This window comes from Ruegeria faecimaris (assembly GCF_900182615.1).
Taxonomy (GTDB): Bacteria; Pseudomonadota; Alphaproteobacteria; order Rhodobacterales; family Rhodobacteraceae; genus Ruegeria; species Ruegeria faecimaris.
In genome coordinates this window covers 28,248-54,487 of record NZ_FXTE01000016.1, presented here as the reverse complement: position 1 = coordinate 54,487, position 26,240 = coordinate 28,248, and the positions used below count along the sequence as shown (strand labels likewise).

The window sequence follows — 26,240 nt, the reverse complement described above, 5'->3', positions numbered from 1 at the left end:
GGAGGGTCTGACCGATGGCACGCGAAAAGACTCGTACCAAGAAAAAAGAGCGCAAGAATATCGCATCGGGCGTGGCCCATGTGAATTCGACCTTCAACAACACCAAGATCCTGATCTCGGACGTGCAAGGCAACGCCATTGCATGGTCGTCGGCCGGGACCATGGGGTTCAAAGGGTCGCGTAAATCTACACCGTATGCTGCTCAGATGGCTGCGGAAGACGCAGGTAAAAAGGCGCAGGATCACGGCGTCAAGACGCTGGAAGTCGAAGTTCAGGGCCCCGGTTCGGGTCGTGAATCGGCTCTGCGCGCACTGGCTGCAGTGGGCTTCAACATCACGTCGATCCGCGACGTGACGCCGATCGCTCACAATGGCTGTCGCCCGCCGAAACGCCGCCGCGTCTAAGCGAATTAGAATTGAGCTGGGGCCCGCATTTTCGCACGGCCCCAGCACGTCATTTTGAACCTCGGGCGTCTGCACCTTGTTGGTCATGGGGCGCGGACAGGAATGGAGGGATTACATGATCCACAAGAATTGGGCAGAATTGATCAAGCCAACCCAGCTGGAAAGCAAGCCGGGCAACGACCCTGCGCGCCAGGCAACGCTGGTTGCAGAACCGCTGGAGCGTGGCTTTGGTCTGACTCTGGGCAACGCCCTGCGCCGCGTTCTGATGAGCTCGCTGCAAGGTGCGGCCATCACCAGCGTTCAGATCGACAACGTCCTGCACGAATTCAGTTCGGTTGCAGGCGTGCGTGAAGACGTCACCGACATCATTTTGAACCTTAAGCAAGTCGCCCTGCGCATGGAGGTCGAAGGCCCCAAGCGTCTGTCGATCAATGCTAAAGGCCCGGCAATCGTCACCGCAGGCGACATCAGCGAAAGCGCTGGCATCGAGGTTCTGAACCGCGATCACGTCATCTGTCACCTGGATGATGGTGCCGACCTGTTCATGGAACTGACCGTCAACACCGGTAAGGGCTATGTCTCGGCTGAAAAGAACAAACCAGAAGACGCACCTATCGGCCTGATCCCGATCGACGCGATCTATTCGCCGGTTAAAAAGGTCGCCTATGATGTTCAGCCGACGCGTGAAGGTCAGGTTCTTGACTATGACAAGCTGACCCTGAAGATTGAGACTGACGGTTCGATCACCCCCGAGGACGCGTTGGCCTATGCCGCACGCATCCTGCAGGATCAGCTGTCGATCTTCGTCAACTTCGATGAGCCGGAATCGGCTGGTCGTCAGGACGAAGATGATGGTCTGGAGTTCAACCCGCTGCTGCTGAAGAAGGTAGATGAGTTGGAACTGTCTGTCCGTTCGGCAAACTGTCTGAAGAACGACAATATCGTCTACATTGGCGACCTGATCCAGAAGACCGAAGCCGAGATGCTGCGCACCCCGAACTTCGGCCGCAAGTCGCTGAACGAGATCAAAGAAGTGCTGTCCGGCATGGGTCTGCACCTTGGCATGGATGTCGAGGATTGGCCACCTGACAACATCGAAGATCTGGCGAAGAAATTCGAAGACGCGTTTTAAGCGCGTCTTCCCAATGCCCGCGCTTGCGGGGAATGCACGGGCAATCATGCCCCAAGGAGAGCCGGTGACACGCATCGCCGGCCAGACAAAGCAAAACGCTGAAGAAGGAACTAGAAAATGCGTCACGCACGTGGTTACCGCCGCCTGAACCGTACTCATGAGCACCGCAAGGCTCTGTTTGCGAACATGGCTGGCTCGCTCATCGAACATGAGCAGATCAAAACAACTCTGCCCAAGGCAAAAGAACTGCGCCCGATCGTTGAAAAACTGATCACTCTAGGCAAGCGTGGGGACCTGCACGCCCGTCGTCAGGCCGCATCGCAGCTGAAAGAAGACAAAGACGTCGCAAAACTGTTCGAAATCCTGGGCCCCCGTTACGCCGAGCGTCAGGGCGGTTATGTCCGGATCCTGAAAGCAGGCTTCCGCTATGGCGACATGGCCCCGATGGCGATCATCGAATTCGTTGACCGCGATCTGGACGCCAAAGGCGCTGCAGACAAAGCGCGTACCGCCGCCGAAGAGGCCGCAGACGAAGAATAAGAAAGCCTGGCTTTCATGTGAAAACCCCCGTGTCTCGGACGCGGGGGTTTTTCTTTTTCACAACTCTATCTCTGGCCTAGTTGATCCAGCCGCGCTCTCGATAATATCGGGCCGCCCCTGGATGCAGTGGCGCTGGCAAGCCATCGCGGATCATATCAGCTGGTTGCAAACCTTTCAGCGCCGGGTGGCCGGCCGTCAGTTGCGGCAGGTTTTCAAAGGTGGATTTCACAAAGGCATAGACATCGTCATCGGGCACGTTGGCACTGCTTAGAAGAATGGCCTTATAGCCAAAAGTTTTGGTTGGTGACGTCACCCCTTTATACGTATTGGCAGGAATGGTCACTTCGCTGAGCGCGTCGGAGCCGGAAACCAGACGGTCGATATCGCGCCCGGAAAGTTCAACCAGTTGAATCGCACATGTCTGGGCTGTTTTTTGAATCAGACTTGACGGATAGCCGACGACACTGGCGACGGGGTCAATCTCGCCCTTACACAACGCCTTGCGCTGGTCGTCCATCTCTCCGAAACTGATTGTGCGAAATCCCGAGATATCCCAGCTTTCGGCATAGGGGAGCTTTCTGGCCAAGCGGGATGCCGACCCGCCCAAACGTACACGTTTGCCATTCAGGTCTTTGAGGGACGTAATCCCTGACCCCGTGCGCGCAATAACGGTCAAGGGTACGCTGTGAGTTGAGAAAAGCGAGCGTAAGGCAGCGTCCGGCTTCTTGTTCTCGAAAAAACCCGATCCATCCCGTGCATTTAGCGCCCAGTCAGACCGAACAACGACGATGTCATATTTACCGCGGCGCAGCTTTGCTAGGTTTTCCAGCGCGCCGTCCGTGGTTCGAGCTCTGCATTTATTACCGCTCATCGCTTTGACAAATGACTTGCACAGCAGATTGCCGACGCTGAAATAGTACCCAGTTTTCGCTCCGGTTCCCATGGCCAGTTTGGTATCCGCCTGTACCGCCGGGGCGACTATCCCAAGGGTTGTGATCAACGCGAGCGAGAAAAGCCGCCCGCGCGACAGGCATTTCAGAGTGAATGACCTCAAAACAATATTTCCTTCAAATGCACTTTCTGTTCGTCGGACATTCCCAGCCATTCCGCCCCAAGTCAACGCGCCCAGTGCCTTAAGATGCTTGCAATCCCTGCGCGGGCCTCGCATATCCGAAGGGCGCCCAATAGACGGATGGATCATGCGGAAAGTCTTGTGTTCACTCTTGCTGACTGTTGCTGCGGTTTCAGCCAAGGCCGAAACAAAAGTACCTCAAACGCAGGTCGAAATCAGCCTTGGATTTGCGCCCGTGGTGAAGCAAGCCGCGCCGGCTGTGGTGAATATCTACGCCAAGATCGTGCGCGAAGGGCGCTCGAATTCACTGTTCTCTGACCCGTTCTTTCAGGATTTCTTTGGCGGCGGCTTTGGCGAACCGCGACCGCGCGTTCAGAATTCGCTGGGGTCGGGTGTGATCCTGACGGATGACGGTTATGTGGTCTCAAACTACCATGTCGTGGGTTCGGCGACCGAAATACGGGTCGTCACGACGGACCGGCGCGAGTTTTCGGCTGAGGTGGTTCTGGGCGATCAGGAAAGCGACATCGCCATTCTACGTCTGAAAGATGCCGAGGCGTTGCCTTCGATCGACATGCGGGATTCCGATTTGGTTGAGGTGGGTGAACTGGCTCTGGCCATCGGCAACCCGTTCGGCGTCGGGCAGACGGTATCATCGGGCATTATCTCGGGGTTGGCGCGGACCGGTACGGCCACGGGCAATGCGCGGGGCTATTTCATTCAGACGGATGCGGCGATCAATCCCGGCAATTCGGGCGGGGCGCTGATCGATGTGAACGGTGATCTGATTGGCATCAACACCTCGATCCTGACACGTTCTGGCGGATCGAACGGGATCGGTTTTGCCATCCCTGCCAATCTGGTTGCCGAATTCCTGCGGCAAGCGCAGGCCGGCAATGACAGTTTTGTCAGCCCCTGGGCCGGAATGGCCGGGCAGCACATGAGCGCGGATATCGCTGAGTCTCTGGGCTTGGTCATCCCGCAGGGTGTGGTGATTTCGGATCTCCATGCGCTCAGCCCGTTGGCCGAGGCAGGGTTGCAGGTTGGGGACGTCGTGACCCATGTCGACGGGGATGAGGTGAACTCGCCGGCAGAGATGAAATTCCGCATGTCAGTGGCCGGTGTGGGCGGCACGTCGGTGGTGACGCGACTGCGCGGCGAGGACCGAGCTGAACTTGAGGTCGCTTTGGTCAAAGCGCCCGAGGTTCCGGCAGCGGAAGTGACGACGCTGAACGATGAAACCGTGATGCCAGGCCTGACCGTGTCGCGGATCAACCCTGCTGTTATCGCGCGGCTGGGGCTTTTGCTGTCGCAGACGGGGGTGGTTGTGGTCGACGCGGGCCGCTATGGCGGTCGGTCCGGGCTGCGTCCGGGCGATGTGGTCGATGGGATAAACGGCGCGCGGGTCGAGCGACCTGCTGATGTCGTGAAGGCGCTGACCGATCCGGGGCGTCGGATCAATCTGGATATCCTCAGGGGCGGCCGGCCGGTTTCCTTGCGGTTCAGGCTGTGACCGGATGAGTGACCTTTTCGATACCGGGTCACCTGACCCTGCGCCACCTGTACATCGCCCGCTGGCCGACAGATTGCGCCCGCAAACGCTGGCCGAGGTGATCGGGCAGGAACAGGTGTTGGGCCCGGATGCGCCTTTGGGCGTGATGCTGGCCTCGGGCAGTCTGTCGAGCCTGATATTCTGGGGGCCGCCCGGCGTCGGCAAGACCACGATCGCGCGGCTTCTAGCGCAAGAGACGGACCTGCATTTTGTGCAGATCAGTGCCATCTTTACTGGTGTTCCCGACCTGAAGAAAGTGTTCGAAGCTGCGAAGATCCGGCGTCAGAACGGGCAGGGGACGTTGCTGTTTGTTGACGAAATCCATCGCTTCAACAAGGCGCAGCAGGACGGGTTTCTGCCGCATATGGAGGATGGTACGATCCTCCTGGTCGGGGCGACCACGGAAAATCCATCGTTCGAGCTGAACGCTGCTGTGCTCAGCCGGGCGCAGGTGTTGGTGTTGGAAAGGCTCAGCCCTGCCGATCTAGAACGCCTGACGCAACGCGCTGAGCAGGAACTGGACCGTGGGTTGCCACTGGACTCTGCGGCCCGAGGTGCGCTGCAGGAAATGGCCGATGGCGACGGGCGCGCGCTGTTAAACCTGATCGAACAGGTGGCCGCGTGGAAAGTGGATGGCCCGCTAGACACTGACGCTTTGTCGACCCGGCTCATGCGCCGTGCTGCGAAATACGACAAGTCGGGGGATGAGCATTACAACCTGATCTCGGCCTTGCACAAATCGGTGCGAGGATCCGACCCCGATGCAGCCCTGTACTGGTTCGCGCGAATGCTGACGGGAGGCGAGGACCCAAGGTATCTTGCACGCCGGATCACGCGAATGGCGGTCGAGGACATTGGTCTGGCCGATCCGCAGGCTCAGGCGATCTGTCTGCAGTCCTGGGAAACCTATGAGCGGCTGGGCAGTCCCGAAGGCGAGTTGGCTTTGGCGCAGGCGCTGGTCTATCTGGCTCTGGCTCCGAAATCGAACGGAGCCTATGTGGGCTACAAGGCCGCGATGCGTCTGGCCAAGCAATCAGGTAGTGAGCCGCCGCCCAAACATATTCTGAATGCACCGACCTCTTTGATGAAAGATCAGGGCTATGGTTCGGGCTATGCTTATGATCACGATGCCGAGGATGGGTTTTCTGGGCAGAACTACTTTCCCGAGTCCATATCGCGCCCTGTTCTGTATCAACCTGTCGAGCGTGGGTTTGAACGTGAGCTGAAGAAACGGCTGGACTACTTTGCCAAGCTGCGTTCGCAACGGAAACCAGACTAGCACCGTCTTGACTCTTTGGCCGATGCGCGCGACAGACGCGCATGTTTTCTGGGACAATGTTTACAGCGTGGTCCGGGCGGGTCTGCCGCGCGGCGCAAGGGGCAATGGCATGAGTGGCGTGCAGATGATAACGGTTGCGGATGGGGATGGCGATCAGCGGGTGGACCGCTGGCTGCGGCGTCTGTTTCCGCATGTCAGCCAGGGGCGCATCGAGAAAATGTGCCGCAAGGGCGAACTGCGTGTGGATGGCGGACGGGCCAAGGCCTCGACCCGGCTTGAGGTCGGCCAGGTTGTACGCGTGCCACCTCTGCCGGATGCGGACCACAAACCGGTCGAGGTGAAACCGCGGATCACAGATGCGGATGCCAAGATGATGCAGGCTTGCGTGATTTATCGTGATGATCACGTGATCGCGCTGAACAAACCGCAAGGCTTGCCGGTGCAAGGCGGCAGCGGCCAGACCCGGCATGTGGACGGCCTGTCCGAGGCGCTGCGCTTTGGATATGACGAAAACCCCCGATTGGTGCACCGACTGGACAAGGATACCTCGGGCGTGCTGTTGCTGGCCCGCACACGCGAGGCCGCCAAAGCACTGACCGCCGCTTTCCGTCACCGGGACACGCGCAAGATATATTGGGCCCTGGTCGCTGGGGTGCCGACCCCTTATCTGGGCGAGATCAAGACCGGTTTGGTCAAGGCCCCGGGCCATGGCAGCCAGGGCGAGGGCGAAAAGATGATCCCCGTTCATCTGAACGAAATCAACGACACGCCAGGCGCGAAGCGGGCCCATACACTTTACGCTACGCTATACCGCGTGGCCGGACGCGCCGCCTGGGTCGCGATGGAGCCGATCACCGGCCGCACCCATCAGTTGCGTGCGCATATGGCAGCGATTGGGCACCCAATCATCGGGGATGGAAAATACGGCGGTTCGGGTCAAGAGAACCTTGGCGATGGCTGGGGTGCGCAGTTGGGCGGTGTGATCAGCAAAAAGCTGCACCTGCATGCACGGCAGGCTTCGTTTCAGCACCCGGTGACGCGTAAGAAGATCACTGTTACCGCACCCTTGCCTGATCATATGAAACACAGCTGGGACACATTCGGATGGGCCGAAGACCTGGCTGCGGATGATCCGTTCGAGTCTCTGCAATGAGCAGACCCTTGCGTCTGGTACTATTTGATGTGGACGGTACCCTGGTCGATAGCCAGGGCAGCATTATAGCGGCCATGACCGCCAGCTTTGATGCCTTGTCTCTTCCGGTACCGGATAGGGCGGGGATCTTGTCCATAGTCGGATTATCTCTACCACAAGCCATGGCACAGTTGGTGCCCGAGTGTTCTGCTGTGGATCAGGCGCGGTTGGTAGACGGCTATAAACAGGCCTATCACGCACATCGGCTGGAACAGGGAATGGCCAGTTCGCCGCTCTACCCCGGAGCCCGTGAGGTTATCGAGGCACTGCATGCAATCCCCGAGATGTTGCTGGGCGTGGCGACAGGCAAATCGCAACGTGGTCTGGATGCTTTGATCGAAGGTCACGGTCTGCAAGGCTATTTCGTGACCCGGCAGGTCGCAGATCACCACCCGTCAAAACCGCATCCTTCGATGATCGACACGGCAAGGGCCGAAACCTGCGTCGATGCGGTTGATACGGTCATGATCGGGGATACCCGATTCGACATGGATATGGCCGCCGCCGCCGGTGTCACGGGAATTGGCGTCACCTGGGGGTATCACGAACAGCCTGCCTTGGCCGCTGCCTCTCGTATTATCGAAACGTTTGACCAGTTGCCGGGCGCACTGGACGATATCTGGACCTGAAGACATGAGTGACTGGAAACCGAAACGATTTTGGACTGCATGTCAGGTGGTCGAGGCCGATGGCGGATTTACGGTCGAATTGGACGGTCGTAGGGTCAAAACACCTGCGCGGGCCGGACTTATCCTGCCGACCTTGCCGATGGCTCAGGCCATTGCGGCCGAATGGGACGCGCAGGAAGAACAGGTTGACCCAGGGACGATGCCCTACACGCGTTCGGCCAATGCAGCCATCGACAAGGTACTGATTCAGCACGCCGAAGTTGCAGACATGCTGGCCGATTATGGCGATTCGGATTTGCTGTGCTATCGCGCCGCTCACCCGCAAGAGTTGCAGCAGCGGCAAGCTGAGCAGTGGGACCCGGTGTTGGACTGGGCCGCGGAAGCCATGTCGGTTCGCCTGCAGCCCGTCACAGGTATCCTGCATCAGCCGCAAGACGTGGCGGCGCTGGATCAGTTGCGCCGGCGAGTGCATGATTTCAACAACTTCCAACTGGCTGCCTTCCACGATCTGGTCAGCCTTTCGGGCTCGTTGATCCTTGGGTTTGCGGCCACTTCCGATTGGTGTGATGCGCAAGAGATCTGGCGGATTTCGCGGTTGGACGAGCAGTGGCAAATCGAACAATGGGGCCATGACGACGAGGCGCATGAAGCAGCCGAAGTCAAACGTTCTGCCTTTTTACACGCTAAACGCTTCTACGACGTCTCTGATTGATCTTAGATTTCTGAATTTTTACCGCTCTGATGGACATCTGTGAGTTGATCCATCGTTTTCCCTGATCCGACCCTTGACGTTTGTTTATGAATGCGACCAAACTCGTGCGCACTAAAGGGGAGACACCTTTGGGGAAACCTTTCTGGTACCTGAGGTGCCGGATAGAACCGTCCCTGAACGGGATGGACAATCAGGAAGAGGTAAAAATGAAAAAATCCGTAATCTTGGGCGCGGCCACAGTTGCCGGTCTGGCCGCAGGCGCAGCCATGGCGGGAACCGTGGACGACGTCAAGGCGCGCGGTAAGCTGAACTGCGGTGTGACCACCGGTCTGGTCGGCTTTGCCGCGCCCGACGCAAATGGTGAATGGCAGGGCTTTGACGTTTCGTTGTGCCGCGCCGTTGCCGCTGCGGTTCTGGGTGACGCAAGCGCCGTTGAATTCGTTCCGACCACAGGTAAGACACGCTTTACCGCGCTGGCTTCGGGCGAAATCGACATGCTGGCCCGGAACACCACCTGGACCTTCAGCCGCGACGTAGACCTGAAGTTCGAATTCGTCGGTGTAAACTATTACGACGGTCAGGGCTTTATGGTTCCCAAAGCGCTGGGCGTAAGCTCGGCCAAGGAACTGGACGGCGCGACTGTCTGCATCCAGACCGGCACCACCACCGAGCTGAACCTGGCGGATTTCTTCCGCTCGAACAACATCAGCTACGAGCCGGTTCCGATCGAAACCAACGCAGAAGCGCAGCAGCAGTATCTGGCTGGCGCATGTGACGTCTACACCACCGACGCATCGGGCCTGGCCGCAACGCGCGCCACGTTCGAAAACCCCGGTGATCACATCCTGCTGCCCGAAATCATCTCGAAAGAGCCGCTGGGCCCTCTGGTCCGTCATGGCGACCACGAGTGGGGCGACGTTGTTCGCTGGACACTGAACGCACTGGTTTCGGCTGAAGAGCTGGGTGTGACCTCGGCGAACATCGACGAGATGTCTGCTGGCACCGACAACCCCGAAGTGAACCGTCTGCTGGGCAGCGAAGGCACTCTGGGTGAGATGCTGGGTCTGGACGCACAGTGGGCAATGCGCGCTATCAAGGCGGGTGGTAACTATGGTGAGGTCTTTGCCAAGAACATCGGTGAAGAAACCCCAATCGGTCTGGCACGCGGCCTGAACGGTCAGTGGACCGATGGCGGCCTGCTGTACTCGCCGCCGTTCCGCTAATATCCATTGAAGAGGGCGCAGTTCATCCTGCGCCCTTTTTCAATCCATAAGAAACAGTCCCGGTTAGATTGAACAGAGATCAACTCTGTCTGCGAATAACGGGATGACACGGGGATATACATAGGTCATGTCGACTCTCACTGACCCGCCAAAGGAGCAGTTCCGGCTGTCCATGCTCCTTTACGATACGCGGTACCGATCTGCGACCATCCAGGTCATTGCAATGATCGGTTTCATGCTTTTGGCAGCCTGGATCATTTCCAACACCATTCAGAACCTCGAAGCACTTGGTAAACCCGTAGAATTCGGGTTCTTCGGCGAACCTGCAAGTTACGATATCAACCAACGCCTGCTGGAATACGATTCTCGAGACAGCCACTTGCGTGCTGGGTTTATCGGATTGCTTAACACACTTGTTGTTGCAGTTCTCGGCTGTATCACGGCGACAATTATCGGTGTTTTCGTTGGTGTATTACGACTTTCCAACAACTGGTTGATCGCGCGGATCATGACTGTTTATGTCGAGATGTTCCGTAACGTGCCTGTGCTGCTTTGGATCGTTCTGGCTATGGCCATTCTGATCGAAGGTTTACCGGCACCCAATGCATTCCGAGGCGAAACCCCGACGGCCACGATGGATTTTTTCAACTCTGTCGCCGTCACCAATCGCGGTGTCTATATCCCAGAGCTCCTGTTTTCACGCAGTCTTGGCGATATCCACTTGTTTGGTGCGTCCAGCTTACGCTTCGACATTTCATTGGATCTGGTCGCCTTTCTGGTCGTTTTGGCGGGCAGCATTTTTGTGATGCGCAAAGTATCCGCTAATGCCGCTGCAAAACAGGAAGCAACTGGTGATCGCCCAACCATCTGGCACATTCAGTTGGGTATACTGTTTGTGCCGATGTTGATCCTGCTAACTGCGTTGGGATTCCATTTGGGATACCCGGAACTGAAAGGGTTCAACTTCAAAGGCGGCACCCATTTGCGGAACTCGCTTATCGCATTGTGGTTGGCCCTGTCCCTTTACACTGCAGCTTTCATCGCTGAGATCGTGCGGGCCGGAATTCTCGCCATTTCCAAGGGGCAGACCGAGGCCGCCGCCGCGCTGGGTATACGCCCGAGCCGGATTATGCGTCTGGTGATCCTGCCGCAAGCGTTGCGCGTGATCATCCCGCCAATGATCTCGAACTACCTGAACCTGACCAAGAACTCGTCTCTGGCGATTGCGGTGGGATATATGGATATCACAGGTACCCTGGGTGGCATCACCATGAACCAAACCGGCCGCGAGCTGGAATGCGTTCTACTGCTGATGCTGGTCTATCTGTGCATCTCGCTGAGCATCTCGGCAGTGATGAACTGGTACAACAATAGTGTCAAATTGGTGGAGCGGTAATATGAGTGATGTTTCATTTGTCCGCGCGGAAATGTTGCCGGAGAAAGCGCCACCAGCGTCCGAAGTGGGAATAGTAGGTTGGGTTAAGCACAATCTGTTTTCTGGTTGGTTCAATTCGATCCTGACTTTGGTTTCGCTCTATGCGATCTACTATGTGTTGTCGGGCGTTCTGCCATGGACGTTCCAATCCGTCTGGAATGCCAATTCACTGACAGAGTGCCGTGAGATCATGATGGCAACCTGGGGAGACACCCATGGTCATGCTTGCTGGGCTGTCATCAATGATCGCTGGCTGCAGCTGTTGTTCGGATTCTACCCGAGCCATCTGTACTGGCGGCCGATTCTGGCGCTTGTTCTGTTGCTGGTTGCGCTGGCACCAGTGCTGTATTCGGACCGTGTTCCGAGCAAGTTGCTGATCTTTAGCGCGATCTACCCCTTCCTGATGCCTTGGTTGATGTGGGGTGGTACCATCTGGGGGCCATTGTCGGCGGCACTTGGATTTGTTGCCGGCTGGGCTGTCTACACCGTCGTCAGCAAGCAACAAAGCGAATTGCTCGGGATGATCGGTGGTGCAGTGGCTGCGTTGATCTGGTGGCTGTTTCTATCGAGCTACTTCGTTGGTGCCATGGATTCGATCCTGCCGATCGGTATCGAAGCCGTGCAAAGTCGTCAGTTCGGTGGTTTCATGCTGGCGATCCTGCTGGGTGTTGTCGCCATCGGTGTCTCGCTGCCGATCGGTATCGTGTTGGCGCTGGGCCGTCAGTCGGACCTTCTTATCGTCAAATACATGTGTGTGGGCTTTATCGAGTTCATTCGCGGCGTGCCGCTGATCACGCTACTGTTCGTGGCCTCGCTGCTGTTGAACCTGTTCCTGCCACCAGGCACCAATTTTGACATCATCCTGCGGGTGATGATCATGATGACCCTGTTCTCAGCCGCCTATATGGCCGAAGTGATCCGGGGTGGCCTGGCTGCATTGCCACGAGGTCAGTACGAGGGCGCCGACAGTTTGGGCCTGAACTACTGGCAGGCACAGCGACTGATCATCATGCCGCAAGCCCTGAAAATCTCAATTCCGGGCATCGTGAGCACATTCATCGGGATCTTCAAGGATACGGTTCTGGTGTCGATCATCGGACTGTTCGACGTGCTTGGCCTTGCCAACGCGATCCGCGCTGATACCGCTTGGAACGGCATCTACTGGGAACTGTTTGCTTTTATCGGCGCGCTGTTCTTCGTCGTCTGCTTCTCCATGTCCCGTTATTCCATGTATCTGGAGCGCAAGCTTCAGACTGGCCATCGTTAAGGAGTTCAACACATGTCTGAACTTGCAATAGACCGCGAAATCGACCGATCCAAGATGCAGGTGAGCGACGAGGTCGCCATCGAAATCAACAACATGAACAAGTGGTATGGGTCTTTCCATGTGCTGCGCGACATCAATTTGACCGTCAATCAGGGCGAGAGGATTGTTATCGCGGGGCCGTCAGGGTCGGGTAAGTCCACCCTGATCCGCTGTCTGAACGCGCTGGAGGAACACCAGCAAGGCACGATCATGGTGGATGGGACGGAACTGTCGAATGACCTGAAAAACATCGACAAGATCCGGTCCGAGGTCGGGATGGTGTTCCAGCACTTCAACCTGTTCCCGCATCTGACCATTCTGGAAAACTGTACGCTGGCCCCGATCTGGGTGCGCAAGACGCCCAGGAAAGAGGCTGAAGAGCGTGCGATGCACTTCCTAGAGAAGGTGAAAATCCCAGAACAGGCCGACAAGTATCCTGGCCAGCTTTCGGGTGGTCAGCAGCAGCGTGTTGCGATTGCCCGTTCGCTCTGCATGATGCCGCGGATCATGTTGTTCGACGAACCTACATCGGCGCTGGACCCTGAGATGATCAAAGAGGTGCTCGACACTATGATCGAGCTGGCCGAAGAAGGCATGACCATGCTTTGTGTGACCCACGAGATGGGTTTTGCCCGTCAGGTCGCCAACCGCGTGATCTTTATGGATGCCGGTCAGATTGTGGAACAGAACGAACCAGAAGAGTTCTTCAACAATCCGCAAAGCGAGCGGACCAAGCTGTTCCTGAGCCAGATTTTGGGTCACTGATCCCGATCGGAAGAACCATGAAAGGCGGGGTTTTTGCCCCGCCTTTTTTACTCCGGCAACTCGCGTGGAATGACGAACCCCAAGACATCCCCACTGTGCCACCGAAGCGCGGCCCAGGAGTTGATCTCGAACTGTATGACTGTTGTTGCGCAGGTCGGGTAGTCATCGAAACGGCCGTGATCTGGCGCCTGCCGCACAAGCTGTCTGGCGAATTCAGCGATCCCGGGGTTGTGGCCCAGCATCAGCACGGTTTGGCCAGAAGCCTGCGACAGGGCCCGCATCATGAGATCGGGACCGGCCAGATACAGCGAGCGTTCGAACTGGATCAGATCGGCCTGCAGCCCCATTCGATCCCACGTCTCGCGGGTTCTGAGGGCGGTAGAGCTGAGCACCTCATTCGGTAGCCAGCCATTCCTGTGTAGCCAGCCGGACACAGCAGGTGCCGAGCAGCGTCCACGTTTGTTCAGTGGCCGATCATGATCGCTGAGCGTCGGCTCATCCCAACTGGATTTGGCATGGCGGGTCAGGATCAGAGTGCGAGTCATGACGGGTGAAAAGACCTCATGTGGTGGGCGGACTGTTCTGGGTCCCGCCCGGCCCCGGGGCTGAGAGGGCAGGCCAGGCGCGCAAGGCAGCCACCGGTCATGCAGGTTTGGCCCTGCTCTGTGTTCAGATGCCCGTGGCAGGCCTCAACGTCATAGAAGCTGTGGGTGTTCAGGGCTCCGACTGGGCAGGTCTGAGCGCAAGGGGCATCGCATGTAACACAGGGCGATGAATTATGGGCACCGGGAATCTCGAATTCCTGATCAAAATGCAGCGCGCCGCGATACGAGATCATCATACCGACCGTGTCATGCACCAAGGTGCCAACCGGGCTGCTGAATGTACGCCCCGATTTCAGCGCCCAGTCGATAAACGGCACATAGGGTGGGCCACCGAATGGGAAATAGGCTTGACCCCCCAAATCCTGCGCCATCTGATTGACGACGCGGTACGACCACCGGTCAACAGGGTCGGGACCTTGCCATTCAGGGGCTGATTTCAAAACAGGCCAGAACGTGGGCCCTGCACCTAGCAGGATCAGGGTGCCGCTGTCCAATTGCTTGGCATTAGCGCGCCCAGGATGTAACGCACCCATCACGATAAGCCCAACCTCAGCAGCCGCGCTGTCGACACGTTGATAAATGTTCGGGGAAGGTGCGGTTTGAACTGTCATGTCACCTCCGTCGCAGTCGATCAATCGGGTCGGATCAGCGACCCAGCTCCGTGTTCGGTGAACAGTTCCAGTAGCACCGCATTGGGCGCGCGCCCATCCAGAATGACTACGGCCCGCACCCCACTATGCAGTGCGTCCAGCGCCGTTTCGGTCTTGGGGATCATTCCGCCTGCGATGGTCCCGTCCAGGGTCATCTCGCGGATCTGACCGGCTTTTAGCTCGGTCACGACCTCTCCGGCAGCGTTCTTGACGCCTGATACGTCGGTCAGCAACAGAAGACGGTCTGCCTTCAAGGCCGAGGCGATGGCACCGGCGGCGGTGTCACCGTTGACGTTGAACGTCTCACCTTCGCGCCCGGCGCCCAGAGGCGCAATTACCGGGATCACGTCATGCGTAAACAGATCGTGCAGGATTTCGGGTTTCATCTCGGAAGGAGAGCCAACAAACCCCAGCGAGGCATCGGTTTGATCACAGATCATCAAGTTGGCGTCCTTGCCCGACAGGCCAACCGCAGTCCCTCCCTGTCCGTTGATGGCCTGAACAATGCGTTTGTTCACGAGGCCCGAGAGCACCATCTCGACCACTTCGACAGTCGCCTTGTCCGTCACACGCTTACCGTTCACGAAATCGGATTGGATATCGAGCTTGTCCAGCATCGCGTTGATCATGGGACCGCCGCCATGTACCACAACCGGGTTGATGCCCACCTGGCGCATCAGAACCACGTCACGGGCAAAGCTTTCCATCGCTTCATCGCTGCCCATGGCGTGCCCGCCCAGCTTGATGACGACAATGGCCCCGTCATAGCGCTGCAGATAGGGCAGTGCGCTGTTCAATGTGGCGGCGGTGGCGATCCAATCCCGGTTCATATCTCTTGTCTTCATGGCTAAGGTCCCTCTGGCCCACCGTGTTAGGGCCTTTGAAAGGTGCTGCCAAGGGCCAAGCTATTCCAGATGCGTGATGATCGAGCGCAACGTTGGGATACCATCCCCTTTTTCGGACGACGTCAGCACGATTTCGGGAAAAGCGGCGGGGTGTTTTGACAGGGCCGAGCGGACCTGGTTCAGAACCTTTTCGCGTTCATTGGCCTTGACCTTGTCTGCCTTGGTCAGCACGCATTGAAAGGTTACGGCACTGGTGTCCAGCAGCTTCATAATCTCGGCATCAACAGGCTTTACCCCATGGCGCGCGTCAACCAGGACAAAGGCCCGGCGCAGGGTCTGTCGGCCACTGAGATATTGTTTCAGCAACCGCTGCCACTTTTCCACCACCTTAACCGGCGCATTGGCATAGCCATAGCCGGGAAGGTCGACCAGATATAGCTCAGGGCCCTGGGTGAAAAAGTTGATCTCCTGCGTCCGACCCGGCGTGTTCGACGCGCGCGCCAACCCCTTGGTTCCGGTCAGCGCATTGATCAAACTGGACTTGCCAACATTTGAACGGCCTGCGAAACAGACCTCAAGCCGGTCGGGGTCGGGCAGCCCGCTCATGGCGACAACGCCTTTGACGAACTCGGAAGGCCCCGCAAACAGCTTGCGTCCGCGCTCCAACGAGAATTCATCGGGATCTTGGGCCAGAGGGAAGGGTAGGGTGCTCATAACGGTATCACCTTGTCACCGACCGAGATTACCCCGCCGCGAACCACTTCGGTATAGATGCCGAAATCCTGATGGCCCCAGCTGTTCAGCGCGCCCAAAGTGTCGGCATCGCGGTCGCCGGTATCGGGGTTCGCAGTGGTCGCCAAACAGCGCACAATCCGCTCGCGGACGCGGAATACGGCCTCACCGATTTGCAACTCGCGGTCGAGCCAGTCGAATTCTTCCCACAGGGGCAGGCCATCGAACCAGATGTTACCACGCCAGCGTTTGATTGACAGGTCTTGCCCCAGTTTTTGTTCAACCGCCCGGTGAGAGGCCATGTTGCACAGGCTGATTGACGGGAAATCGCTGTCTGTCATCCCACGCCCTGTTATCCGAACGATCCGGGCAGATGCCGCCCTGTCCGCGGGCATCAGCGGGCGCACCCAATCCAGAAACACGTCCTGTTCCCGATCTGGGTCAAAGGTTAGATCGGGGCGATTGGGATGGGTCAGGGTCAGCATATCCCCGTCCAGCTTGGCGGAAATGGCCATCAGGTCTGGGGCTTTTGATCCGCGACTGAAATTGACGCAGGGCACCCATTTCGTGCCATCCGCCTTGGACGCTTCGTGCGCAACCGCCCAAACGCGATCCCCGGGCATGGTCTGCCCGGGGGTCACTGTCACGGTCTGCACGGCTTCGCGCCCATGGCTTTTCATAGGATGCCGCCAAATATGGGTGACTTCAGCCGTCATTTGTCATCCGTCTTAGCGGCGCGCTTGAAACCGGATTTGATGTTGCCAAATACATCCGGTTTATAACCCTGGCTGCGCATGATCAGATACTGTTGGGTAAAGGTGATCGTGTTGTTCGCGATCCAGTACACCACAAGGCCGCTGGCAAACCCACCGAGCATGAACATGAAGACCCAGGGCATCCAGGCAAAGATCATTGCCTGTGTCGCGTCTGTTGGTGCCGGGTTCAGCTTTTGCTGCAGCCACATCGAAATCCCCAGCAACAGTGGCAGGATGCCGATGAAGATCAGCGCCATAAGGGTGTCAGGTTGCGGCCCGGCCCAAGGCAGCCAGCCGAAGAAGTTCATGATTGACGTTGGATCCGGTGCGCTGAGATCCTGAAACGGGCCAAACCACGGTGCTTGACGCAGTTCGATGGTGACAAAGATCACCTTATACAGCGAGAAGAAGATCGGGATCTGCATCAGGATCGGCAAACAGCCCGCGGCGGGGTTAACCTTTTCCTTCTTGTACAGTTCCATCATACCTTGCTGCATTTTCTGACGATCGTCACCAGCGGCCTCTTTCAGGGCCTCCATCTGCGGCTGCAGTTCCTTCATCTTCGCCATCGAGACATAGGACTTGAACGCCAGCGGGAACAAGATCGCCTTGATGATCAGGGTCAGGCCGATGATCGACCAGCCCATGTTGCCGATCTGGGCGTTAATGTTGTGCAGCAGCCAGAAGATCGGCTTGGTCAGGAAATAGAACCAGCCCCAGTCGATGCTGTCGATGAACTTTTGAACGCCTTCGGCCTGATATTCACGAATGGTTTCCCATTCCTTGGCACCGGCAAACAGCTGGGTTGTGACCTCTTCAGTAGCCCCAGGTGCGATAAGCAATGTCGGCAGTACAGTTTCCGTCTGATAGATCTTGCGACGGGCATCGTATTTGGCTGCTGCCTTGAAGGTCGTGCCCTCAGCCGGGATCAGGGTGGTCATCCAATAGTGATCAGTAAAGCCGACCCAGCCACCGTCTTTGACCTGAAAGACCTCGGCTTGCGCCCGTTCGTTCGGATCAATGTCAAAGTCGCGCACATCGCCGTAGTCGATTTCATCCAGAACACCGTCGGCCATGACCATCACGCCTTCATGCAGGATGAAGAAATTCTTAAGTCCGGGCAGGTCGCCATCTTCGCCGATGCCATGGCGGGCGAGGATGCCATATGGCGCCATGCCGACCTCGGCTTGTGTGTTGTTTTCCACCGCTTGTGTGACTTCGAACATATAGTTCTCGTCCACCGAGATGGTACGGCGGAAGGTCAGGCCATTGCCATTCTCCCACTTCAACGTAACTGGAGCGTTCACCCCAAGTGTTTCACCATTTTCGACGATCCAGACCGTGTTCGGCCCGGGTACGTCCGTGCCGGTGACACCAGCGCCAGGCGCCCATCCGTAGAGCGCATAATATGCAGATTCAGATCCGACCGGAGAGAACAGCTCGACAATCGGTGCGTCGTCCTGGATCGAGACTTTATAATCCTTCAGGTACAATTCATCGATGCGGCCACCGGACAACGACAGGCTGCCCTCAAGGCGGGGCGTGTCGATCTTGATCCGCGCGGCCTCGGACCCGGGCAGCGTTTCTTCTGCGCTCGCCGTGGCTTCGCCTACGGTGCCCGCGCTAGAGGCGCTGGGGGTCTGAACCTCATCGCTTTCGATGGCGCTGATTTCAGCCTGATCAGTAATGGTGGTTTGCTCGGGCGGTGGAAACAGCACGAACCAAACCAGGATCACGACAAAGCTGAGCGCGGTTGCGAGGATGAGATTCTTGTTCTGATCGTCCATCTGGGACAGCCACCTTAAGCAGTGAAACACACCCGGTGGGTTCAACAGAGTGCAGCCCCAAAGGTCAAGCGGATTCGCCCGCCTTATGGTTCCAGATTGGGCTTTTGTGGTGAAAACCTGCGATCAGGAACCCGCTTGCCGTCCAATTTTGGGAATGCCTTTGACTTTGTTCTGATGGGCCGAGATCCAATCCATGGTCTTTTCGAACGGCATGGGCTTGCCAATGCCAAAGCCTTGAACGTGGTCACAACCAAGCTGTGCCATCAACGCGTGCTCACCGGTGGTTTCAACACCCTCGGCGAGTGTTTCCACATTCAACCTTTCGGCCATAGTCAGAATTGCGCTGACCAATTGTTGTTGCGATGCATCACTGTCTGCCTTGGCCACAAAAGTTCGGTCTATCTTGATCCGCGTCACATCAAACCGTTTGATCGAGGCTATCGAGGCATGTCCAGTGCCGAAATCATCCAGATCAATACAACAGCCAAGTGCTGCAAGGCTGGTCACGTTGCGGGTAATCACATCGTCCGGACGTCGCGAAAACACCGTTTCCAGAATTTCGACAGCCAGTCGGTCGGGCGTCAGGTCGTTTTGGTCCAGTTCCCATTTCAATCGGTCCAGCAGAGCGGGGTCTCGTAGCTCATCCGAAGAAAAATTGATTCCGATTCGTGGGACGTGAATCCCGTTCCGGTCCCAGCAGCACATCGCGGAAAATGCATGATGCCGCATCGTTTGGCCAAGCCTCTCCATCAGCTCGGCCTGTTCGGCAAAAGGCAGAAATATCTGTGGGTTCAAGATGCCTTTTTCCGGGTGCTCCCAGCGGGCCAGGGCTTCAAACCCCGTAACCCGCCCTGTATCTGTGGAAACCTGAGGCTGAAACCAGGGGCGGATTTGTCCGTTGTCCAGCGCAGCCTCGAACTCTTTGCGAAGGTTGGCCCTGATATTGGATCTACGGCGGGTTTCGTTTGAAAAGGCGCGGATCGTTGAGGGCCCATTACGCTGAGCTTCGCATAGCGCAGCAGATGCGGCATCAATCCAATTTTCAAACCCGGATCCGCGAACTGCGGATTGCAGGCAAAAACCGATTGAACACGAGACATAGGCAGTGGTGCCGTTTAGGGTGATCGGCTCTTCAACGGCGGATTGGATGCGGCCCGACATCTGAATACAGGCTTCGAGATTGAGATGCTGTGACGGGCGCAGGCCGATGGCTATTTTGCACTCGTCTAATCGTGTTGCAATATCGCCGGTTCGAATGACCGAGAAGATGCGGTCACAAAATTGGCTGGACAGATGGGTCGCGGCCGCATTTCCGTGCAGGTCAACAAATTCAGTGAACCCGTCTAAGGCTATAATCATACAAGCCGATCCCATGTTATTGTGATCGGTACGGTCAAAGAAGTTTTCAAGTTCGGCGGCAAACTTATCCGTTGGCGCCAGTCTTCCGTGTTGGTGCAGTGGAGAGATGCGTGCAGTTTGCGTGCGTCTGACTGAGGCGAAGGCGACGATCAGCAACGGAAGGCTTAGTGCCACAACGACAAGCGCACGTTCTCCACCGATCCAGAAAGCCGCAAGCGAAATGGCGGGAGCAAAGGCCAGCACCGGCGGGCCACTCAGATACGTGGTGAGAGTATCGAGAAATTGATCAACGGAAACAGATTTCCTCATCGGTTCGTCTTCGCCTTTACCCTGAGCATCTTGCGCTCAGGTCAAACCGTAGAAAATCAGTCTGAGTCACTCGTTAACGCAGCTGTGGAATATCATCCGTTTTTTCAGTTTTTTCGCTCGAATTGATGGAAAGATTAACAAAATCAAACAATTTCGGGTCCAAAAGGTGCGAAGGGCGCGCATTGGTTAAGGCGCGGAACATCACTTGCCGCCGTCCGGGGCTGTTTTTTTCCCACTGATCGAGAATCTGTTTGACCTGCTGGCGTTGTAACCCGTCCTGGCTGCCGCACAGGTCACAAGGAATGATCGGGTAGTTCATCGCATTGGCGAATTTCTCGCAATCCGCCTCGGCGACATGGGCAAGGGGGCGAAAGACGAACAGGTCGCCTTCTTCGTTCACCAGCTTTGGCGGCATCGTTGCTAGACGGCCGCCGTGGAACAGGTTCATGAAAAACGTCTCAAGGATGTCGTCACGGTGATGACCCAGCACCACGGCCGAGCAGCCCTCTTCCCGCGCGATGCGGTACAGGTTGCCCCGGCGCAGGCGCGAACATAGCGCGCAAAAGGTGCGGCCTTGGGGAACCTTGTCCATGACGACCGAGTAAGTGTCCTGATATTCGATGCGGTGCGGTACACCCATGCGTTCCAGAAACTCGGGTAGGACGGTAGCGGGAAAACCCGGCTGGCCCTGATCCAGATTGCAAGCCAGCAGATCGACCGGTAGTAGGCCGCGCCATTTCAGCTCGTACAGAACCGCTAGCAAGGTATAGCTGTCCTTACCGCCTGACAGGCAGACCAACCAGCGGGGTGGCTTGCCGTCTTTCTCATGCGCGGACGGGTCCACCATGCCATAGTGTTCGATGGCTTCGCGGGTGTGGCGAACGATGCGTTTGCGCAGCTTCTTGAACTCGGTGGTCGAAGGCGCGCCGGCAAACAGCGGATGGATATCGTCAGCTTCGTCAAACATGCGCTGCCCCTACAGCAGATGGCGTATCCGGGCAAGTGTGCGGGTCAGCCCAACCGCGCAAGCAGGGCACCAGTGTCCAGCCCGGACACCGAACCGGGGATGCGGCCATTGTTACCTGTCAACCGAGACGCCACAAATCCATCAGCGACCGGCCCGGGCGCTTGGCGTATCAGTTGAGAGGCCGTCAGCAGCAAAGCAGTGCGCTCCGCAAACCAGCGCGCCTCGGCTTCGGGTGGGATATTGGTCCAGCGGGCGCGGTGGTCCCTCAGCGCCGCATCATAGTGGCGGTTCACTCCGGTTGCCGCCTCAAGCTCGGCCTGCAGGACCTGGGCGGCCAAGGGGTCGCGGGTCAGGGTGCGCAGGATATCCAGACAGATCACATTGCCCGAACCTTCCCAGATGCCGTTTAAAGGGGCTTCACGGTAGAGCAGGGGCAGGGGGGTGTCCTCGACATAGCCCATGCCGCCCAACACCTCCATGGCTTCGACCACGACGACTGGACAGCGTTTATTGTTGAGGAATTTGGCGAGTGCAACAGCGATGCGGGAAAAGGCTTTATCCTCGGGTGTATGACCGTCAAAAGCCTGCGCCACACGCATTCCCAGTGTCAGCGCCCCCTCCCAGTCCAGCACGAGATCGGCTAGAACGATGCGCATCAGAGGGTGGTCAATCAACCGGCGCTGAAAGGCGCTGCGATGGCTGACCCAGTAATGCGCTTCGCTGAGGGCCGCCCGCATCAGACCTGCCGGGGCCATTGCAGTGTCGAGCCGTGTGTGATGCACCATCTCCAGGATTGTGCGCACACCCGCGCCCTCATCGCCAAGCTGATAGGCCAGCGCATCATGGTATTCAATCTCGGCCGAGGCGTTGGACCGATTGCCCAGCTTGTTCTTCAGCCGCATCAGGTGGATTGCATTGCGTTCGCCGTCCAGCCAGCGGGGCACAAGGAAACAGGTCAGACCGCCGGGGGTCTGGGCAAGTGTCAGGAAACCGTCGGACATCGGGGCCGAGCAGAACCATTTATGCCCGCGCAACCGCCAGTGATCTCCGTCGCGTGTGGCCGTCGTGGTATTGGTGCGAATGTCCGAGCCGCCCTGTTTCTCAGTCATCGCCATACCCAGCGTGGCGCTTTTTTTGGAGGCGATAGGAGCGATAGAGGAATCGTGGTTCCATTCCGTCAATCTGGGAACCCAGATCGAGGCAATCTCTTCATTCGCCGCAAGTGCTGGAACGGCTGCGTAAGTCATCGTCAGCGGGCAGCAATGTCCGGGTTCGACCTGACTGGCAAGGTAGACCATGGCGGCGTGGGTGGCGTGACCATTCGGGAGGTCAGACCAGGCAACGGCTGCGTATCCGGATGATTGACTGAGTTGCATCAGGTGATGGTATGAATGAGTGAAACGCACTTCATCCAGGCGGCGTCCACCTTGGTCAAACAGCACAAGTTCTGGGGAGTGGAAATTGGCCTCGCGCGCCATGTCTCTGACTGCAGCACGCCCAAGGTCTGCACCATAGTTGCGAAGAATAGAGCTTCGCGCGCCTGCCACATTTTGCAGTACTGGGTCAGAGGCCCAAAGGTCTAAATCTGCTCGCACAGGCGGCTGATTCAGAACGTCATGCGTGGGTAGGGAATGGCGCGCGTCAGATGTCATCTGGCCCTCGAATTGAACAGCACAACTGTTCAGCGAAGGTGCGCTCCGGTCAAGTCCGACGACGGGTCAGGAGGGATCTTCACGGTCCGGAACCGGATCATACCCGTCACCACCCAAAGGGTGGCAACGCCCAATCCGTCGCGCGGCCAGCCATGTGCCCTTGATGGCACCGTGTTTTTCCAGTGCCTCCAACGCATAGGCCGAGCATGTAGGCTGATAGCGGCAGTTGAACCCGACCCAAGGGCTGAACATCAACCGGTACGCCCGAATGGGTAAGGCAAGGATATGCGAGAGCAATGTCATTTCCGCGCAGCATGGACTTTACGCAGAGCATAGCGCAAATCATCCAGCAGCGCCGCATAGGGGCGTCCGGCTGTGACATCGGCGCGACCGATCAGCACGTAATCCCAGCCGTCCTGCCCCTTCTCAGGCAGTACCGCGCGCGCAGCTTCGCGCAGGCGTCGCTTGGCCCGGTTGCGAGCCACGGCATTGCCGACCTTTTTGGAACAGGTGAAGCCGACGCGAATCCCGTCCGCCTCGCCCTCGGCGCGTTTGCGCGCCTGCACCATCATTGATGATGTGCCCTGCCGACGCGCACGCGCAGCGTTCAGGAATTCGGATCGTTTCCTGAGAATGGTCAAAGTTTCGGATGCGCAAACGGACGCCGCCGGGGGCGTATCCCCAGGTTGGTTCTTACCATCCTCAGGGGCCTCCGGCGGCGTCATGTTCATAACCTGATCGGTGAGCGGTTTATGCGCTCAGCGACTTGCGGCCACGTGCGCGGCGCGAGTTCAGGATCTTGCGGCCGGCCTTGGTGGCCATGCGCGCGCGGAAACCGTGGCGGCGTTTGCGAACCAGGTTCGAAGGCTGATAGGTGCGTTTCATCGCTCCGTCTCCAATCTATTCGGTCGGGTGCAGCGCGGATTCGCCTGCCCGTGGTGTTCGAAGCCCGTCCTCTACTGCCAAGCGGGGGGTAAGTCAAACCCCTTGGTGGGGGTTTTGCAGCCTTTTGCAACAATTCTATAATCCCGCGCGTTAAAAGATTTCAAAAATACGGATTTTAGGCACAAAACCCTCACATTCACTGTCGAAAAGATCAAGGCAGCGTGAGGCCCCTGTTGCCCGGGCGCGTGACGTCGCATGTTGAGGCCAGAATGAGACGCACAAAACCGGACACCATTATGAGCGATACAACTCAGGCCCCGCGCAGCGGGCTTGCGCGACATATTCCTTTGCTGGTGATTCTTGCCGTAGCCGCTGTGGGTTACTTTACACTGGGTGAATACCTGACTTTTGAAACCCTGCGCGACAACCGAGAGGCCCTTTTGGGTTGGCGTGATGCCAATTACTGGGCAATGGCAGGAGCGTTCATAGCGATTTACATTGCCATCGTTGCGTTCTCGCTGCCCGGCGCTGCGGTGGCCTCGATGACCGGAGGGTTCCTGTTTGGCCTTTTCGCAGGCACGGTCTTCAACATCTTTTCAGCGACCATTGGGGCTTCTGCGATTTTTCTGGCGGCGCGCTGGGGGTTGGGGGCGTCGTTGACAGCACGGCTTGAAGCCTCGGAAGGCACGATCAAAAAGCTGAAGGACGGCCTGCGCGAGAATGAGATCTCGGTCCTGTTCTTGCTGCGCCTTGTCCCGGTGGTTCCGTTTTTTATGGCCAATCTGGTGCCGGCGCTGGTGGGGGTGAAGTTCCGCAACTTTCTGTTCACCACGGCGCTGGGCATCATTCCCGGCGGTATCGTCTATACTTGGATTGGCGTCGGGCTGGGCGGAGTGTTCGACCGGGGTGAGACGCCGGACGTCTCACTGCTGTGGGAGCCCTTCGTTATCGGCCCGATTGTTGGCTTGTGCGTGCTGGCGGCTCTGCCCATTCTGATCAAAACGCTGCGCGGCCAAAAGGACAGCTGATCATGCAAGAACTGAAATCCGATATCCTGGTGATCGGGGCCGGGTCAGGTGGGCTGTCGGTCGCCGCGGGGGCGAGCCAGATGGGTGCGGATGTGATCCTGCTGGAAGGTCACAAGATGGGCGGGGATTGTCTGAATTTCGGCTGCGTCCCGTCCAAGGCCCTGATTGCCAGCGGCAAGGCCGCCTATGGGCAAGCGCATGCCTCGGCGCTGGGTGTGGCGGATGTGGTGCCACAGGTGGATTACGCCGCCGCCAAGGACCACGTGCATGATGTGATTGCGCAGATCGAGCCGATGGACAGCCAAGAGCGGTTCGAAAGCTTCGGTGTCAAGGTGATCCGGGAATATGGCAGCTTTGTCTCTCCGACACAGGTTCAGGCGGGGGATCATCTGATCACCGCGAGGCGGGTTGTGATTGCAACAGGCTCTTCACCACTGATTCCGTCGATCCCCGGTTTGGACAAGGTGCCGTATTATACCAACGAGACTATCTTTGATCTGCGCGACAAGCCCGATCATCTGCTGATCATCGGCGGTGGCCCCCTCGGGATGGAGATGGCGCAGGCGCATATTCGGCTCGGTTGCAAGGTCACAGTCATCGAAGGGCAAAAGGCGCTGGGAAAGGATGACCCCGAGGCGGCAGAGGTCGTGCTGGACAGCCTGCGCGCCGAGGGCGTTGCGATCCATGAACAGGCGATGGTGGCACAGATTCGCGGCTCCGATGGCGCGGTTGAGGTGGTGACCGAGAACGGCGAGATCTTCTCGGGCACGCATCTGCTGCTGGCTGCGGGGCGAAAGGCCAATACCGACCGCCTCAACCTTGCCGCTGCCGGGATCGAGCCCATCCGAACCGGCATCAAGGTCGACGACACCCTGCGCACCACGAACCGCAGGGTCTATGCGATCGGAGATGTCGCGGGTGGGCTGCAATTCACTCATGTGGCGGGCTATCACGCGGGGATTATCATTCGTTCGGCGCTGTTTGGGCTGCCCTCCAAGGCGAAAACCGCACATATCCCCTGGGCGACCTACACCGACCCCGAGCTGGCGCAGGTTGGCCTGACCGAGGTGCAGGCGCGCGCCGAGCATGGCGATAAGATGGAAATTGCGCGGTTTGACTATCACCACAACGACCGCGCCATTTCCGAGCGTAAAACGAATGGTTTCATCAAGGTCATGGTCGTCAAAGGCCGTCCGGTGGGGGCCACAATCGTTGGTCATCAGGCGGGCGAACTGATCAACTTGTGGTCGCTGGCCTTGGCCAATAATCTGAAGATGGGGCAGGTCGCCGCGATGGTTTCGCCCTATCCGACGATTGGAGAGCTTAACAAACGGGTGGCGGGCGCTTATTTCTCTCCAAGGCTGTTTGAGAATCAAACGGTTAAACGCGTAGTCAGGTTCGTCCAGCGCTGGATGCCCTGACCTG

Annotated in this window: 27 protein-coding genes; 14 read left to right on the top strand and 13 right to left on the bottom strand. The window is 57.8% G+C overall.

Going from position 1 to position 26,240, the window contains the following annotated elements:
* Nucleotides 1-14: 14 nt before the first annotated feature.
* From rpsK to rplQ, 3 genes are all read left to right on the top strand, one after another.
* A complete protein-coding gene (gene rpsK, locus FN806_RS18155; RefSeq protein ID WP_037311698.1) occupies nt 15-404 on the top strand; it encodes a 30S ribosomal protein S11 in 390 nt (129 codons plus the stop codon).
* 115 nt (nt 405-519) lie between these two features.
* Nucleotides 520-1,536, top strand: a complete 1,017-nt coding sequence (locus FN806_RS18150) for a DNA-directed RNA polymerase subunit alpha (protein ID WP_142639763.1) — start codon at nt 520-522, stop codon at nt 1,534-1,536.
* Between the two features lie 117 nt (nt 1,537-1,653).
* Nucleotides 1,654-2,076: a 50S ribosomal protein L17 gene (rplQ, locus tag FN806_RS18145; protein WP_142639761.1), complete on the top strand. Its 423-nt coding sequence runs from the start codon at nt 1,654-1,656 to the stop codon at nt 2,074-2,076.
* A gap of 76 nt (nt 2,077-2,152) precedes the next feature.
* Here rplQ and FN806_RS18140 read toward each other — a convergent pair whose 3' ends face one another.
* On the bottom strand, nt 2,153-3,130 hold the full coding sequence (locus tag FN806_RS18140; RefSeq protein ID WP_185956742.1) for a TAXI family TRAP transporter solute-binding subunit: 978 nt from the start codon (nt 3,128-3,130) through the stop codon (nt 2,153-2,155).
* 145 nt (nt 3,131-3,275) lie between these two features.
* Here FN806_RS18140 and FN806_RS18135 point away from each other — a divergent pair, with 145 nt between their 5' ends.
* The 9 genes from FN806_RS18135 (at nt 3,276) to FN806_RS18095 (ending at nt 13,241) form a co-directional block, all read left to right on the top strand.
* Nucleotides 3,276-4,661, top strand: a complete 1,386-nt coding sequence (locus tag FN806_RS18135; protein WP_142639757.1) for a trypsin-like peptidase domain-containing protein — start codon at nt 3,276-3,278, stop codon at nt 4,659-4,661.
* A gap of 4 nt (nt 4,662-4,665) precedes the next feature.
* A complete protein-coding gene (locus FN806_RS18130) occupies nt 4,666-5,979 on the top strand; it encodes a replication-associated recombination protein A (protein ID WP_142639755.1) in 1,314 nt (437 codons plus the stop codon).
* Between the two features lie 109 nt (nt 5,980-6,088).
* Nucleotides 6,089-7,132 carry an RluA family pseudouridine synthase gene (locus tag FN806_RS18125; RefSeq protein WP_142639807.1) on the top strand — a complete coding sequence of 348 codons (1,044 nt, stop codon included), beginning with the start codon at nt 6,089-6,091 and terminating at the stop codon, nt 7,130-7,132.
* Nucleotides 7,129-7,800, top strand: coding sequence for an HAD-IA family hydrolase (locus FN806_RS18120; protein WP_142639753.1), 672 nt, complete (start codon nt 7,129-7,131; stop codon nt 7,798-7,800). The genes FN806_RS18125 and FN806_RS18120 overlap by 4 nt, the downstream gene beginning before the upstream one ends.
* Before the next feature lie 4 nt (nt 7,801-7,804).
* A complete protein-coding gene (locus tag FN806_RS18115; RefSeq protein WP_142639751.1) occupies nt 7,805-8,512 on the top strand; it encodes an ATP12 family chaperone protein in 708 nt (235 codons plus the stop codon).
* Between the two features lie 206 nt (nt 8,513-8,718).
* Nucleotides 8,719-9,735 (top strand): amino acid ABC transporter substrate-binding protein, encoded by a 1,017-nt coding sequence (locus FN806_RS18110; RefSeq protein ID WP_142639749.1) that lies wholly within the window; start codon nt 8,719-8,721, stop codon nt 9,733-9,735.
* Nucleotides 9,736-9,862: 127 nt separating this feature from the next.
* Nucleotides 9,863-11,131 carry an amino acid ABC transporter permease gene (locus tag FN806_RS18105; RefSeq protein WP_142639747.1) on the top strand — a complete coding sequence of 423 codons (1,269 nt, stop codon included), beginning with the start codon at nt 9,863-9,865 and terminating at the stop codon, nt 11,129-11,131.
* 1 nt (nt 11,132) lies between these two features.
* Nucleotides 11,133-12,437, top strand: coding sequence for an amino acid ABC transporter permease (locus FN806_RS18100; protein WP_142639745.1), 1,305 nt, complete (start codon nt 11,133-11,135; stop codon nt 12,435-12,437).
* Nucleotides 12,438-12,449: 12 nt separating this feature from the next.
* Complete coding sequence (locus FN806_RS18095) at nt 12,450-13,241, top strand: amino acid ABC transporter ATP-binding protein (RefSeq protein WP_142639743.1); 792 nt, start codon at nt 12,450-12,452, stop codon at nt 13,239-13,241.
* Nucleotides 13,242-13,288: 47 nt separating this feature from the next.
* On the opposite strand, the gene FN806_RS18090 is transcribed toward FN806_RS18095, so the two are convergent.
* From FN806_RS18090 to rpmH, 12 genes are all read right to left on the bottom strand, one after another.
* Nucleotides 13,289-13,786 carry a SixA phosphatase family protein gene (locus FN806_RS18090; RefSeq protein WP_142639741.1) on the bottom strand — a complete coding sequence of 166 codons (498 nt, stop codon included), beginning with the start codon at nt 13,784-13,786 and terminating at the stop codon, nt 13,289-13,291.
* Nucleotides 13,783-14,457: a ferredoxin gene (locus FN806_RS18085; protein WP_142639739.1), complete on the bottom strand. Its 675-nt coding sequence runs from the start codon at nt 14,455-14,457 to the stop codon at nt 13,783-13,785. The genes FN806_RS18090 and FN806_RS18085 overlap by 4 nt, the downstream gene beginning before the upstream one ends.
* Nucleotides 14,458-14,477: 20 nt before the next feature.
* Nucleotides 14,478-15,341 (bottom strand): acetylglutamate kinase, encoded by an 864-nt coding sequence (argB, locus tag FN806_RS18080; protein ID WP_142639737.1) that lies wholly within the window; start codon nt 15,339-15,341, stop codon nt 14,478-14,480.
* A 60-nt stretch (nt 15,342-15,401) separates the two neighbouring features.
* Nucleotides 15,402-16,055: a ribosome biogenesis GTP-binding protein YihA/YsxC gene (gene yihA, locus FN806_RS18075; RefSeq protein ID WP_142639735.1), complete on the bottom strand. Its 654-nt coding sequence runs from the start codon at nt 16,053-16,055 to the stop codon at nt 15,402-15,404.
* Nucleotides 16,052-16,789 carry an MOSC domain-containing protein gene (locus FN806_RS18070; protein ID WP_142639733.1) on the bottom strand — a complete coding sequence of 246 codons (738 nt, stop codon included), beginning with the start codon at nt 16,787-16,789 and terminating at the stop codon, nt 16,052-16,054. The genes yihA and FN806_RS18070 overlap by 4 nt, the downstream gene beginning before the upstream one ends.
* Nucleotides 16,786-18,615 carry a membrane protein insertase YidC gene (gene yidC, locus FN806_RS18065; RefSeq protein WP_142639731.1) on the bottom strand — a complete coding sequence of 610 codons (1,830 nt, stop codon included), beginning with the start codon at nt 18,613-18,615 and terminating at the stop codon, nt 16,786-16,788. Before yidC ends, FN806_RS18070 begins: the two co-directional genes overlap by 4 nt.
* Nucleotides 18,616-18,738: 123 nt before the next feature.
* Nucleotides 18,739-20,283, bottom strand: coding sequence for a putative bifunctional diguanylate cyclase/phosphodiesterase (locus FN806_RS18060; RefSeq protein WP_142639729.1), 1,545 nt, complete (start codon nt 20,281-20,283; stop codon nt 18,739-18,741).
* A gap of 73 nt (nt 20,284-20,356) precedes the next feature.
* Nucleotides 20,357-21,250 carry a tRNA 2-thiocytidine(32) synthetase TtcA gene (gene ttcA / locus FN806_RS18055; RefSeq protein WP_142639727.1) on the bottom strand — a complete coding sequence of 298 codons (894 nt, stop codon included), beginning with the start codon at nt 21,248-21,250 and terminating at the stop codon, nt 20,357-20,359.
* A gap of 44 nt (nt 21,251-21,294) precedes the next feature.
* A complete protein-coding gene (locus FN806_RS18050) occupies nt 21,295-22,902 on the bottom strand; it encodes an acyl-CoA dehydrogenase family protein (RefSeq protein WP_142639725.1) in 1,608 nt (535 codons plus the stop codon).
* 66 nt (nt 22,903-22,968) lie between these two features.
* Complete coding sequence (gene yidD / locus FN806_RS18045; protein WP_142639723.1) at nt 22,969-23,205, bottom strand: membrane protein insertion efficiency factor YidD; 237 nt, start codon at nt 23,203-23,205, stop codon at nt 22,969-22,971.
* A complete protein-coding gene (gene rnpA, locus FN806_RS18040; protein WP_142639721.1) occupies nt 23,202-23,627 on the bottom strand; it encodes a ribonuclease P protein component in 426 nt (141 codons plus the stop codon). Before rnpA ends, yidD begins: the two co-directional genes overlap by 4 nt.
* Before the next feature lie 25 nt (nt 23,628-23,652).
* Complete coding sequence (gene rpmH / locus FN806_RS18035; protein ID WP_005632162.1) at nt 23,653-23,787, bottom strand: 50S ribosomal protein L34; 135 nt, start codon at nt 23,785-23,787, stop codon at nt 23,653-23,655.
* A 296-nt stretch (nt 23,788-24,083) separates the two neighbouring features.
* Here rpmH and FN806_RS18030 point away from each other — a divergent pair, with 296 nt between their 5' ends.
* Nucleotides 24,084-24,815, top strand: a complete 732-nt coding sequence (locus tag FN806_RS18030) for a TVP38/TMEM64 family protein (RefSeq protein WP_142639719.1) — start codon at nt 24,084-24,086, stop codon at nt 24,813-24,815.
* 2 nt (nt 24,816-24,817) lie between these two features.
* Nucleotides 24,818-26,236, top strand: a complete 1,419-nt coding sequence (locus FN806_RS18025) for a dihydrolipoyl dehydrogenase family protein (RefSeq protein WP_142639717.1) — start codon at nt 24,818-24,820, stop codon at nt 26,234-26,236.
* The last annotated feature ends 4 nt before the right edge of the window (nt 26,237-26,240 follow it).